Source organism: Cohnella sp. (assembly GCF_041641335.1).
Taxonomy (GTDB): Bacteria; Bacillota; Bacilli; order Paenibacillales; family Paenibacillaceae; genus Cohnella.
In genome coordinates this window covers 18,757-32,014 of sequence record NZ_JBEPYQ010000083.1, presented here as the reverse complement: position 1 = coordinate 32,014, position 13,258 = coordinate 18,757, and the positions used below count along the sequence as shown (strand labels likewise).

Genomic DNA, 13,258 nt, shown 5'->3' with positions numbered 1-13,258 from the left:
ACCACACCGTTAGATTTCCGCTGCTGGCAGCGAAAGCAAGTAGTCAACCTATTTGTTTGCAGAAAGTAACGGTGTGGCTGGTAAGAAACCCCTACTTCTAAGCGAAGCGTAAGTAGGGGAGGTTCATCCGAGACTATGTTTCAGCTTCAGAATTTCCACTGCCGCCAGAAGCATGATGCCGATGCCGTGATTATCGTTGGTGACGGTCAGAAGATCGTACATATAGTAATCGGAGGCAAAAGAATACCGCGATCCGCTGCAAACGCCGTGCACGTTGCCGTGTCTGTCGATGGATATGCGGGTTAACCCTCTCCAGCCTTTCATGGCGGCCGCCGCATAGAGGCCGGGCTCCCGCAGCCAGCCGAAGCGAACCCCTCTGGCGAACGCATACGTAAACATGGCCGTGCAGGACGCCTCCTCATACGCATCCGGCTCGTTCAGGATCTGGCGCCACAGCCCGCTTTCCGCTTGAAGCGCTATATACCCGGCACAAAGCTGATTGTATAACTCCAGCAGTAACGGCTTCTCGGTATGATCTTCGGGCAAGGACTCCAGGAACTCGCTGAGCGAGAAAATCGTCCAGCCGTTCCCGCGCCCCCACGGAATCTCCGTCGGCACGCCGTACTTGAAGTCGAACACATGCGACATGATCTGCTGCCCGGACATATACAAGTACTGCTTGAACAAGTGGAACTGCTTCACCGCCTCTTCCTTATACCGGTCATCTCCAGTGATGCTTGCAAACCGCTTGAGAAAGGGCGTGCTCATGTACAGATCGTCCGCCCACATCGTATTCTCCGAATATTGGCCCATGCATTTGCGGTAAAAAGCGCCGTCCGGTTTCCTCTCCAGCTCGTGCGTCATAAAGTCGGCAATGTCCTGCGCGATGCGCAAGAAGCTCTCATCCCCGCATTCCGGATAGGCTTCCAGCATCGCCGAGCCGAAGGATCCGCAGTTATCCAGCATCTTGATCAGGACCAACTGCTGGTTGATCGAAGGGAAGCCGTAGACCTGCCGGTCCCACAGGGAGTATTCATACATCGCCGTGCAGGCGCGTATATGCGCCACGGCATATTCAATTACATCCTGCCGCTCCAGCAATCGGCCCGCCTGGAGGAGACCGTACATCGTCACCCCGAGCGGATAATCCCATCTGGCGAAATTAGTTAAGCCGCTCGTCGTCCACTTGTTGCTTAACATCGCGTTTTCGTAATAGGGCCGAATCCGCGCCGCCGGTCCGTCCAACTGCCAATAGCGCTGGATAAGACGCCCTTCCTTATCTGAGCCGCCGTTAAACATCCGCTCGACGGTAAACAGCTCCTGCGGCGCAAGCTCAACTTGACCAACGGAGAACGGACCGAGATAAAACCAAACCGCCTCCGTCCCGTGCACAACATGCGGCTGCGAGAAAGCATCCTCCGACCCTGCCACACTTGCGCCCAGCTCAAACCCCCAATGGGTTTCGCCGCAAGTGCTCTTCACGCCGACTTGATGCTTCCCGCCTGACAGTACAATCTCCTGCCGAAAAGTGCCCGCTTCGAGCATGTCCACGACCAATCGGTCCCCGACCCAAATCCGGAGCGGCCCTGCCGTTATTCCTTCCAATACGCACGAGGCGTTCCCGCCCGCCGCCGGTATGTTCAAGGCCGACCATGCGTACGCATGCTGTCCCGGCAGCAATCCGAACAACCGCTCGCAAGCATACGCGCCCTGAGCTTCTTTCTTGTCCCAAGCCATCTTCGGAAACCAGACCAAACCGCTGTCCCATTCGGAATCAAACGGCTCCATCCGGATCAGGCGGTCCGCGAGATCGTCATAGGTGGGCTCGGAATAAATCCAGCCGCTCTGCCCTTTCCTGTCGCCGAAGGGAGACAGAACGTTCAGAATACGCACCTTCGCTTCGTCCGCTCCCATGTAACAGCCGAAGCCGGAAGTTGTTTTCTTCGCTTGAACCAGCAGTTTATTCCATCCCTTGCGGAAATCCAGGTTCAGCTTCACCTTCGCATCCGGTTTGATCTCGTCGATGACATTGGAGCGGTAGATCAGTTCCCGGTTGAAAAATAATCGAATCGGCCCGAGCGGATTCAGCACCAGATCCATATTGCGTTCGCTGTCGCTCCAAACCAGTGCGTACCCATAGGCATATTGCCCCGCTTGCGCGTCAGGCAGCTTCGGAAGCAGATTCAGATCATACAAGCCGTCTTCCGTCTGCAGGACACCCGAAGAATGGAACACTCTAAACGTAAATGGAACCTCCGGGTTCGCCCCGATATACCGGTTGGCCAACACCTTCAAAATCCCCTCGTCGTCCTCGCCGAATCGGTTATAGATACTCTCATGGCCATCGAAATAACTCGTCATGCCGCCTGTCACAACCTTTCCGCGAACGTTGCTGCCATTCGTCCATTACTCCTGCTTCGTCCCCAATCGTACGATAAACGTCCGCTCGAACGGCGTGATCAGATTGATATGCGCATACCGGCAGCCGTTCCCGGCCGGATGGCGGTCCTCCCGCAGTACCGGCAGCCAATGCTCGTATGCGCCGCCCGAAATTTCAATCGTATCCTGACCCTCCGTATAGAGAAGCGAACCGCTTTTGAAGAAAAACTGGTGCCCGTTGACCGGCTCCAATCCTTCCCCGGACAAGCAGCCGTTCGCCCCGAAAATAAAGGTCAATTGCGTATATACGTCTTCCAGTTCGTCCGACTTCACATGGAAGATCCATTCCTCTCCGTCCCGGGAAACCTGGGCCTCCAGCCGATGCTGCTGCAGATGCGTTAAGGGCCGTTCTTGGTGCGGCAGCAGATACCAGGGACTGGTCTCGTTTATCCCACGGGAATCCGGCAGCATCGACCGGTGAACCGGGCCGTAATAGCCCTTCTCCATCGTCTTGGCCAGCTTGTATTCTCCGTCCGCGGCAGCGAACTCGTCGAACGCGACAATCCCCGGCGAGAAAGAGGTAGACAGCTTCACGCCAAGCAAATCAGCCTTGCCATGACGCAGCGAAAAAAACGAAGGCGCGCCGGTCATGATCGTCACGCTATCCTCTTGATCGCGGATACGCACAAGCGGCGAGCCGAACGCCGTGTGCATCTTGCTGTGATGGATTTGCGAGTGGTGGCCGACTCCTTCCATCTTGCGCAGATTATCCTTCATCGGATAGCCCGCATTCAGAATTTTCTCGTACTGCTGCGGCAAAGGTGCCCGCTCCAAACCGTCGATGCTGCTCTCCGGATACAGCAAGTAGGCCATCATGGCCTGGCCGTTCGGCAGCGACCGGCTGTCCGCCTCTCCGGAACGGATCAGGAACGAGCAGGCATAGTCCGCCATGGCGGCAAACAACGGATCCTGGTCGTGGGCGGCCATTAAGCGGCAGATCAGGAAATAGTTCGCCATGGTCGCCGCGTGCCCGTAATCCTGCCGGCCGGAATAATCGGTCACGACCTCTCCGGAAGGATGAACCAGATACACCATCATGCGCAGATTCCGGCGTACGGGCTCCAGGAGCTCGGGACGCTGCAAGACGCGCGCCGCATGAAACAGCGCCATGTCGCTGACCGCGTTGTAAATCCCGTTGCTCCGCTCCGTCCATTCGCCGTCTTCGGTGAGATCCATCCCTTCGGCCAGCCATTCGTCGGCCCTCACTAGCAGCGCAGGATCCCGGAAGCGTTCATAAAGCAGCGCGAGCGCCGCCGTGATCACCCATCGGTGGTTCGGCGTATGGCAGCCGCCGGTCAGCATGGCCGGCAGGGTCCGCTGCAGGAACAGCTCCAGCTTCTCCGCCACCTGGCCGAACTCCGGCCATCCCTCCTGCTCCAGCAGCCGAACCATATTCGAGACCAAATCAATGACGAAGGCGGTATCGGGCGGCGAATGGAAGTTCGTGGAGCCGAGGGAGATCGTGCCGTCGCCATGCTGTCGGTTCAACAGGAAATCCGCACACCGCTCCATGGCCGAGAGCAGCCCGGCATCGTGATAATAAGCGGAATCCGGATTCACGATCGCCGTTGTCCAAACCGCCAATTCGTTCACCGTACCCACATGGTTGGGTCTAGCAATCCCGCTGAACAAATCAGTCACGCCCCCGTAATAGCGGCTGCTTGGCTCAAGCACCTGTCTCTCCAAGGCATTTCTCACCCATTGATCGTTCACTTTCACCAGTTTGGCGTACATCTTTTGTCCTCCCCAATCATCATCCCTTGACCGAACCCAGCATAATCCCCGAGACGAAATATCTTTGCAGCCAAGGGTACACGACCAGAATCGGAATCGTAGCGAACATGATGCTCGCGGCTTTCAGGCTTTCCGGCATCACTTGCGCAACGTTAGCCCCTTCCTGCAACTGCAGCTCGGGCGAGGAGCTGTTGATAATCAATTGATATAGCTTCAATTGCAACGGATACAGATCCGGATTCGTAATGTAGTACAGCGTGTCGGAAAAGCCGTTCCAGCGGTTGACCGCGTAAAACAGGCTTAACGTAGCCAGGATCGGCATGGACAGAGGAAGGATAATCCGCCACAGGATGCCGACAAAGGTGCTTCCGTCGATTTCCGCGGATTCCTCAAGCCCTGCCGGGAGCGAGTTAAAGAAAGAGATCATGATGATCAAATAAAACGGATTAACAAGCGAAGGCAAAACCAACGACCAAATGCTGTCCAACAAATGGAGTTCCTTGACTAGAATATAATCGGGAATGATGCCGCCGCCGAAAAACATCGTAAATACGATCAAGTACATAAAAAATTTTCTGCCCTTCAGCCTCGTCTTCGTGAGCGGATACGCCGCAATGATGGTCATGATCATACACAGTACCGTATACAATAAGGTCAGCAGCACCGTAAATCCCAGCGAACGGACCATCGTGCTGTCATGAATGACCGTCGTATAAGCGTCAAAGTTTAACTCCATAGGGAAAATCGTTACTTTGCCGCTCATGATCGGCGCATTGGAACTGAGCGAAATGGCGATGATATGAAAAAACGGAATCAAGCACAACAAAAGAAAAACAAATAGAATCGCGAGGTTGATGACATCCAGCAAGCCATATTTAGTTCGAGTGCCCATCGGGATGCTCCTTTCTGCGGAACAGGCTTTATATGATTCCTTGATCGGTAGTTTTCTTGGAAATATAATTCGCCGCGATGACAAAGAACAGCCCTATTACCGCCTGGAATAAGCCAACCGCCGTCGCAATGGAATAATTGCCGCTTTGCAAGCCCATTCGGTATACGAACGTGCTGATCACTTCCGAGTATTCCCGAACCATGATATTACCGATGACGAAAGGCCGGTCGAAGCCGATATGCACCATCTCGCCCATCTTCAGAATCAGCAGCGTAATGATAGTCGGCTTCATCCCAGGAAGCGTAATATACCGGATCTTCTTCAGCCGGGATGCTCCGTCCACCTCCGCCGCCTCGTAAAGCTCTTTATTGATTCCCGTCAATGCGGCCAAGTAAATGATCGTCCCCCAGCCCGCGCTTTGCCATATGCCGATCACCAAGTAAGTGAACAGCCAATAATGCTTATCTGATAGAAACGGAATCGCATGAATGCCGACTATCCTGAGAACCTCGTTGACCAGTCCGGAATGTGTGGCGAAAACCTGATACACAATGCCGCCGATAATGATCCAGGAAATAAAATGCGGCAGGTACAGGATCGTTTGCGAGATTTTCTTGAACCAAACTACACGGACCTCATTCAGCATGATGGCCAAGATGATCGGTGCGGGAAATGAGAAGATCAAATCCAGAAAGTTCAACATGAACGTATTTCGAACGGATGTATAAAAATCTTTCATCCTGAAAATCTCGCGGAACGTCTCGAGGCCCACCCATTTGCTCTTCATAATGCCTTGGAAGAAGTTAAAATCCTTAAAGGCGATGGTGACGCCGTACATCGGGATGTATTTGAATACGATGAAAAAAGCGATCGGACAAGCAAGCATGGCGTACAATTGCCAATACCTCATCATATATCGCTGCAACGCTCCCACTCCCCATTCCCCTCACGGTCTGTAAAGGCTTCACGCATGAAAGCAATAGGCCTTCATGCGTGAAGCCTTTTGCAAGCATATAAGGGTTTTTAATTCTTCATGGCTTGGTAAGCCTCTTGTCTTTCTTTCAACACTTCCTGCCCGCCGCTTGCCATGTAATCCTTCACGCCGTCATCGTATACCTTGTTGAAATCGCCAGTCTTCGCCATGATGGCCTTCACAAGAATCTCCTCGTATTTATCCGACAACGATTTGCCGTATTTGGCTTCGGAAGCAAGCGGATGATCGAAGCGAACAGGCTTAATGCCATCTTGCATGCCGTTCATGAGCGCAACCTTCGATTCGTCCCTGTACGGTTTGGAGTAAGTCAAGGCCATCCCTGCCAGATTTTTATCCAAGCTGCCGAAATCCGTTCCGTTGGAAATCATGATCATATCGCCGGCGTTATAAAGCCGGTTCTTGGTGGCTTCGTCATCTTTAAGCTGCGGTAAACCGTCAACCATCGTATAGTTCTGCCCTTCGACCCCGAAGCGCAACGTGAACATGGGGTCCTTCTGCGCCATCCAGTTCAAGTATTGCACGGCTTCAGCCGCATGCTTGCTGTTTTTCGGCACGATGATGTAAATGCCGGTCGAAGCGTAAGCGGGCTTGGCATGCTTGCCTTCTTCATTCGTATACGGGTCAATCGGAGTGAGCTTGGCACTTGCAATATTCTTGGCCAATACGTCGATATCGCCATCGTTGAAGTACGAGTTTCCGGCATCTTCGCTGTACATGCCAACCTTTCCGTTCGTGATGTCCTGGCTCAATTTCTTGCGGTCCTTATCCAGAGAGAAGTCCGGGCTCATCAAGCCTTCGTTATACAATTTATTTAAGAACTGTACGGCTTCTTTATGCCCCGGCATCAGCAACATATTTTCATGAGAAACTTGCTGGGTGAGCGTATATTGTTCTTCTTCCGTCCCTTGCTTCAAGAAGGACCAAATGATCGGTTCATATGAAGCAGGGGTTAAAGTAAAGCCGAGCGGGATATTTTTGGCGCCCAAACCGCCTGGATCCTTTTCTTTAAAGGCCTTCAAGACATTGTAAACCTCATCTGTCGTTTTCGGCAGCGGAAGACTAAGCTTGTCTAGCCAATCCTGACGGATCATCGACGAATATTTGCCCAGATACACCCGCTTGGCCGGGATAGCGTATTGGCCTTTATCGAATATTCCCGTATCCAGTGTTTCCTTGCCCAAGAAAGCTTTCAAATCGGGGCCGTACTTGTCGATAACCTCACTCAGCTCGGTCAAGCCGCCTTGTTGCACGTATTTATAAACCGTATTCATGTCGTATGTGAAAACAATATCCGGCGCGTCGCCGCTAGCCATCAAAATATTCAATTTTTCTACTTCTTGCGAGCGGGGAACAGGTATATATTCCACATTGATGTTTGTTTGGGCCGTGAAGTTTTCTTTTACGAATTTGGTTTGTTCATTGTTCGTTACCGTCATGCCGGCCGGCGAGTTGCCGCGGTCGAACACTTCGACCTTGATCGTAACCGGGTCTTTCTTGGCAGTCGCTGGCGTAGTCGTCCCCGCTCCCGCGTCGCTTTGCACCGGCTGCTTCGAGCTCGAACCCGAGCTTGAGCATCCTGCGATAAGGCTTACTGCCGCAATTACAGAAATAACGGATACCGACAACTTTTTAAGCGCTTTCTTTTTCAAATTTACCCATCTCCTTTTCTTTGGCTGGACTCATTCGATCGTACCCGACGGTTCCTATCGTTCCGCGGGGTACGCTTTTGTTGTACAATGCGTCAGACCAAAGCGGCAATCAACAAGATTCCGGCGGTCATACAAAACGTCAGGGAAGGGGGAACCATGAGCCATAAACAATATTCCGTACCTATGCAATTCTCCGTCAAGGGCCCATGCATTTGCGGAAATCCCCAGGCGTGACTCCGACTACCTTCTTGAAGGTCCTTCCGAACGAGATCACATGAACATACCCGACTTCGGTGGAAATATCCGTAATGGATCGGTCCGTCTGCATCAGCAGTTCCTTGGCCCGTTCCATCCTCAAAGTGACCAGGAAATCCACGAACTTCATACCAAATGCTTCTTTAAACAATTGGCTTGCGTATTTGCCGTTGACCGCAAACTTGTCGCTGATATGGTTCAGAGACAGATCCGGATTGGCATAATTCTCCTCGATATACTTGCGGATATTGGCAATCAGATGATGGCTCGTGTTGGATACCCGAATGGAGGTATAGGCAGCAAACAGTTCTTTGAGCAGCGGGACGAAAACGGTCCCTACGGCTTCCAGGGTTTCCGCTTCCTCCAACGTTTGCAGTAGAGCTGGATGTACCCGTCCCTTCCATTCCAACGCCAATTTGGGCATCATCCCCTCCAGCTCCCTGTGGAATAGCCGCAGCAAATAGTGCAGCACGAAGCGGAGATCTGCATCTCGGAGCGTTTCTTGCTTCAATTGGTGATACAGCTGCTCCAGCTTTTCCTCCCAAGCAGGACTGGCGATTCGAAAATCCTGCACCATGGCGTTGACCATCTGCACAAACTTCGTCGTATCGTTGGAGAATCTGCTCTGAACGGCTTCCAAGCTGATGACCTGATTATCCCCAAGTGACATTTTAAAATGCAGTGCGGTGACCGAATCGTTATAAATCGAATGAACGCCGCTGATATTATCCGTCGTTCCGCCAAATCCTGCCGTAATGGAGAACTTCAGATTCACCGCCACCCAGATCCGGTATTTCTCCAGTACATCCCGTATGCTCCCGTTTACCTCTGCGGCATCTTCATCCGTATTTGAGATAAAAAGAACGGCGAGGCGGTGGCCCGACAGCCATTCCATCCAAACGGACTGCCGGTCGTTTAAGCAAAATTCATGGATCACATTGGTTAAGGTGAATTTCATTAATTGTTGATCATGCTGGTTGTACTTCTCCTGAAATGCACGATAGCGATCGATTTCAATAACCGCAAATGCCAAATGCCGATAATCCGCCTGCAGGTTGAAGCGGCTCATGTCCTCATGCCACAGCTCGGCGGACACTGCCTTCTTCCCTTCGATTAACTCCATAAAAAACTGCTTGCGCCGAAGCAATAGATCTTCTTGGTGCTGCTTCTCGTAAGCCAGCGTTTCATCGGCCAAATTCCCCAGTACTTTTCCGATAAAGGCAAATTCGTCGTTCCCGTGTCCCTTCCATTCGTTGCGTAGTTGAAAGGACTGGATTTGTTCGATAATATTTTCGATCGGCTTATAGTTCCGCCTGGTAACAAACACAATATAGAAAATGCTGAACCCGATCGTCAAAAGCCCAAGAACAAACCAAATGCGGGAAATAAAGGAGAACCAAGAGAAAAATTTGCCCGCCTTTAAACCGCTTTCGAAATCCCAGCCGATGTAATCCGAATGGATTTGAGTTACGATTTCCCCTTTGTCCGGCGCGGAAGGCTGAGTGGGATACACTAGCTGATCCCCGCTGCGGATCTCCATGAAGGTGATGTCCTTGTTCATCATTTGATCCACGATTCCAAGCAGCGAGCCCACATTGACGTTCACAACGACAATTCCTTGTTTCCCGAAGGGCAGCAGCGCCATCTTGGTCAGAGTTAATACTTTCTGGCTTGGGTCGTTGCTGAATTGCTTAAATTCCCTGACCGGATGCCAGCGGAATTGCTGCGGCTCCCGATAAGCATGGAGAATAAAATCTTTATCCTCGAAATCGTCCAGCTTGGCAATCATGCTTCGCGCAATCACGGTCCGATCTTGCTCCCTGTACAAATAAATCGAATGGATCATCGGGTATTCCCGGATCATTTTCTCTAGTTCCTTGGATGCTTCGTAATTGACCAGCTTCGGGTCATCGAGGGGGTTCGGCTCGAAGAAATCATTGAGACTTTTGCGGCTACCGATTTTCTCTAAAATCGTTTGCTCGATATTGCGCAGAGAAGAGTCCATGGAATCGATAACATATTTGCTGAAGATCCCGTTGGCCTTTTCTGTTTCTTTAATCGATCTGTCGCTGATGATGGAGACGGATATAAAAATGAGGATAGTCGTCGTAATGAAAATGACTGGCACGTAGGAAAGCAGCAGACGATTGAACCATGTTTTTCTCAAACCCATTCACGTCTCCTCGAAAAATAGGTTGGTTGAACACAAAACCTTCTCTCTATTATAAATGGAGCGTTTCGAACCATCCAATAGAAAGATGGTACCGTTCCTCAATTACATGGAGGAGCAGTACCTTCTTTGCTTAAAATAGAATTCGCCGCAGGAGCCGATATGGCATGACGCCTGCAACGCCAATGACGATTGCGGTAAACAGCGTTCCCCCGTTCGTCGCGGTGAGCAGCCATCCGCCGAATACCCGTATCCGAGCGCGACGGAGACACCGGACATTAGAAACGCTTTCATATTCAAATTAACCCGCTCCTCTTCTTTCCCAGTATACATCGTCGACGCCTTCGGCTGCAGTTCATCGCTGATTACTTGCATCATAGAGACCGGAGACGATTCCGGTCAACCTACATGTTTCCGGGGACCCTACAAAACTCCGGCGAGGGCTTCTGCACCCGAGCGCGAATAGGCGCATATCCTGCATTAAGGTCATACGCCCAGAGCGAAGGAGGAAAAACAATGGCGAAATTACGGTCGACGGACGTCAAGCCGCTGCTGCGCAAATCGTCCGGTGATCCGAAGGCCAAGCTATCTGCGCGCCAAGCGCCGCCCTCATCCAAGAGTGCGGCCCCTAAAACGAATAAAAAAGAATCCGACAAAGGCGAAGTCGTGCGCTTGCATCAGAACGAGGAAACGGCATCCCACGTGACCCGTCCGATTCCGTGGTGGGTATTCCCGCTGGAGCAAGAACGGGGCTTTCTAGGCGGCTTGCTGGGAGGATTGGGCGGAGGCCCGGGCGGTGGCGGACCTGGAGGACCCGGAGGACCGGGGCTGCTGCCGCCCGGCCCAGGGCCGGGACCGTTCCCTCCGCCACCGCCGCCTTTCCCGGGACCTGGACCTGGGCCGGGACCTGGACCATTTCCGCCGCCACCGCCGCCTTTCCCGGGACCTGGACCTGGGCCGGGGCCCGGTCCGTTCCCGCCGCCACCGCCGCCTTTCCCGGGACCTGGACCTGGGCCGGGGCCATTCCCGCCGCCGTTTCCCGGACCGTTCCCGCCGTTCCCCGGACCCGGACCCGGACCGATTCCGATTCCCATTCCGATCCCGATTCCGATCCCCGGCCCGCAGCCAATTCCGCCGGCGTTCATCACCGTGCGGATCACCGGCGGCAGCGCGTTCCCGAGAGTCAACTATACGAACTACGTGCGGTTCTACCCAGGAATCACCATTCGCCAGGCGCTCGCTTCCACCGGCCTCGTCGACTTCGGCCCCGCCGGCTTCATTCGCAACGTCGCGGGCATCCCGATCTCCGGAGCGGTAGAAGTCCGGCTCCGCTACAACGGCCGGGTCATTCCGCAGACGCTGCTTAACGCTTTCGCAGAGCCGGGAAGCATCATCGGCCTGGAGCTGCATTACTCTTCGACGGGCGCGATCCCGATTCCGCTCTGACCGTTCCGATCCTCTTCCAGTTCCCGCTCGACTCGGCGGCGTAACCGGAAGGGGATCAGCCCACCGCGGATCGTCTCCGTTCCGACCTTGAGCGCCTTGAAATTGAACCAGAGCAGCGCCCCGGCGATCGCGACGATACCGGCTATTTTCCGCCATAACGAACGGCGCATTCCACACGATTCCCTTTCCGGCCGCTTTGCTTAATAAAATTAACTTCTCTAGTCTCTTTATTTCGACTACACTAAGGAAGGAAGGAACGGTTTGGCAGATGTTCATATGACGTTGGAATAGGGTGAAGCTTCGTATGCAACGGAATTTGCTCCTCCTGCTCGGGTCGGGGTTCCATACGCTGAGCGTAGCGCTGCAAGAAGAAATATATCGGGAGTTTTACCACTTTCTATATAAGCCTATCATGTACATGATCAACGATCATCCCTCTGCCGAAGATATTATTCAGGAGGCGTTCATGACGACGCTGGCCAAATGCCCAGCCGCCGAGAGCGAAGAACATATGAAAGCCTGGATTAAAGTCGTTGCCAAAAACTTGACGATCAATTACATACGCAAGCGAAAAAAAATGAAAAACGACATCAGCTTAGAGTTGACTTGGGACGGAGGACCGTACACGCATGCGGCGGCCGGTTCGGTCGAGCAGGAGGTCGAGGCGAAATCGCTGGAAGAACAAATCTCTCGCCATCTGATGGGGATGAAACCCGAACAGCGCACGCTGATCGAGCTGAAGTGGAAGAAAGGGTTGTCTTACAAAGAAATCGCCTTGGAGGTTCAGGATACGGAAGTCGCGGTCAAGCACAAGCTGCACCGGGCAAGAAGCTACCTGAAGCGCAAACTGTCGAAGGAATGGGGGGGACGGGATGAATAACGCGCAATTCGATCGGCTGTTCGATGCCGCGTTCGAGGCTGCCGACGAGCCGGAAAGCGACAATCTGACCGTCGACCATCGGCCTTCCTGGCAGCGGATGCAGAAGCGGCTGAATTCCCGGCGCCGCAGAAGAAGTATGCGCTCCACGCTGTCCAAGCTGGCGATCGTCGCGACTTCGCTCGTGCTGGGCGCCGTTCTGTTCGGCAACGACCGCGCCGCCAAAGCGATCGAACCGATCTACGCAACGATTAAGGAATATCCGTCCGGGCTGATGAACCTGTTTTTCGGACGGGAGGAGGGAGACGCCTCTTCCCAGGCGAAGACAGCGCCTCCGCCGGCGCATCTGGAGGGGCTGTCGTACGAGAGACTCAACGATTCAACGCTCGCGGCGACAGTAACGGAGGCCCAAGCGGGCAAGCTGCTTTCCTTCCGGGCTCCGGCGTTCGGTTATCTTCCGGACAGCTTCTCGTTCGAGAACGCTGTGCTATACTTTTACGACGACAAGGAAAAAGCGGATTACGCGATCTTCCGGTTCGTCTCCGAACGGGGAGAAAATCTGGCAGTCATCATGCAGAGAGTCGACCCGAACACCGGGCTGGGCGCCAAAAACACCCCCGAAGGTGTATCCGCCCAAAGCCTGCAGCTCAGCGAGGGCCCCGCGATTCTGATGACGGCGAGCGACGAGAGCAGCACGCTCGAAACGATCCGTAACGATATCCGATTCTCCATCAGCGGTAAATTTACCCATGAGACGCTCGTGCGGATTTACGACGGCTTGAAGTGGTGAAAACAATGAACG

Annotated in this window: 10 protein-coding genes; 3 read left to right on the top strand and 7 right to left on the bottom strand. The window is 53.3% G+C overall.

Annotated features, from left to right (window positions below):
• Window positions 1-123 precede the first annotated feature (123 nt).
• From ACESLM_RS23245 to ACESLM_RS23220, 6 genes are all read right to left on the bottom strand, one after another.
• Entirely contained in the window at window positions 124-2,361 is a 2,238-nt protein-coding gene (locus ACESLM_RS23245; protein WP_372634928.1) for a glycoside hydrolase family 88/105 protein, read from the bottom strand.
• A 45-nt stretch (window positions 2,362-2,406) separates the two neighbouring features.
• Complete coding sequence (locus ACESLM_RS23240; protein ID WP_372634925.1) at window positions 2,407-4,173, bottom strand: hypothetical protein; 1,767 nt, start codon at window positions 4,171-4,173, stop codon at window positions 2,407-2,409.
• Between the two features lie 19 nt (window positions 4,174-4,192).
• Complete coding sequence (locus ACESLM_RS23235) at window positions 4,193-5,065, bottom strand: carbohydrate ABC transporter permease (protein WP_372634922.1); 873 nt, start codon at window positions 5,063-5,065, stop codon at window positions 4,193-4,195.
• Window positions 5,066-5,093: 28 nt separating this feature from the next.
• A complete protein-coding gene (locus ACESLM_RS23230; RefSeq protein WP_372634930.1) occupies window positions 5,094-5,978 on the bottom strand; it encodes an ABC transporter permease in 885 nt (294 codons plus the stop codon).
• Between the two features lie 110 nt (window positions 5,979-6,088).
• Window positions 6,089-7,708, bottom strand: coding sequence for an extracellular solute-binding protein (locus ACESLM_RS23225; RefSeq protein ID WP_372634919.1), 1,620 nt, complete (start codon window positions 7,706-7,708; stop codon window positions 6,089-6,091).
• A 196-nt stretch (window positions 7,709-7,904) separates the two neighbouring features.
• Window positions 7,905-10,136 (bottom strand): helix-turn-helix transcriptional regulator, encoded by a 2,232-nt coding sequence (locus ACESLM_RS23220; protein ID WP_372634916.1) that lies wholly within the window; start codon window positions 10,134-10,136, stop codon window positions 7,905-7,907.
• A gap of 513 nt (window positions 10,137-10,649) precedes the next feature.
• Between ACESLM_RS23220 and ACESLM_RS23215 the strand changes: the two genes are divergently transcribed.
• Window positions 10,650-11,579: a hypothetical protein gene (locus tag ACESLM_RS23215; RefSeq protein ID WP_372634913.1), complete on the top strand. Its 930-nt coding sequence runs from the start codon at window positions 10,650-10,652 to the stop codon at window positions 11,577-11,579.
• On the opposite strand, the gene ACESLM_RS23210 is transcribed toward ACESLM_RS23215, so the two are convergent.
• A complete protein-coding gene (locus ACESLM_RS23210) occupies window positions 11,543-11,749 on the bottom strand; it encodes a hypothetical protein (protein WP_372634910.1) in 207 nt (68 codons plus the stop codon). The genes ACESLM_RS23215 and ACESLM_RS23210 overlap by 37 nt on opposite strands.
• A gap of 134 nt (window positions 11,750-11,883) precedes the next feature.
• On the opposite strand from ACESLM_RS23210, the gene ACESLM_RS23205 reads away from it, so the two are divergent.
• Window positions 11,884-12,459, top strand: coding sequence for an RNA polymerase sigma factor (locus ACESLM_RS23205; protein ID WP_094042151.1), 576 nt, complete (start codon window positions 11,884-11,886; stop codon window positions 12,457-12,459).
• On the top strand, window positions 12,452-13,246 hold the full coding sequence (locus ACESLM_RS23200; protein ID WP_372634906.1) for a hypothetical protein: 795 nt from the start codon (window positions 12,452-12,454) through the stop codon (window positions 13,244-13,246). Before ACESLM_RS23205 ends, ACESLM_RS23200 begins: the two co-directional genes overlap by 8 nt.
• Window positions 13,247-13,258 lie beyond the last annotated feature (12 nt).